The following is a 572-nucleotide window of genomic DNA, read 5'->3' as shown; positions in this document are numbered from 1 at the left end:
GTCCTTGATCACCAGCTTCATGTTCCGGCCCATGACAAGGCTTTCGCCTGCGGCATTGACCAGGATCTGCGGGTTCTCGAAGGATACGACACCAGCCTGGCTGGCTTCCTGGAACGACTGCTGACCACCTTGCGCAACACCACCGATGTGGAAGGTCCGCATCGTCAGCTGTGTACCGGGTTCACCGATGGACTGGGCGGCGATGATGCCGACAGCCTCACCCGTGTTCACCATGGTACCGCGAGCAAGGTCACGACCGTAGCAGGTGGCACAGACGCCTTCCTCAGACTCGCAGGTCAGAGGTGAGCGGATGCGGGTCGACTGAACGCCCGCTTCGTCGATGGTGTCTGCCATACGTTCGTCGATCAGCTGACCAGCCGCAACAAGCACCTCATCCGTACCCGGACGCAGGATATCGTCAGCCGCCACACGGCCCAGGATACGCTCGGCCAGCGAGGCGACAACCTCACCATCGTTGACCGCAGCTTCGGCAGTGATTGCGCGCTCGGTGCCACAATCGATCTCACGAACGATGCAGTCCTGCGCCACGTCCACCAGACGACGGGTCAGGT

Annotated in this window: 1 pseudogene; it reads right to left on the bottom strand. The window is 61.7% G+C overall.

The window, feature by feature from the left end:
- Nucleotides 1–572, bottom strand: a pseudogene (locus ACR0C6_RS22100) (DNA-directed RNA polymerase subunit beta'); the annotation flags it as partial.

This window comes from Ruegeria sp. AL12, assembly GCF_056540885.1.
This window is presented reverse-complemented; position numbering and strand designations above follow the sequence as displayed.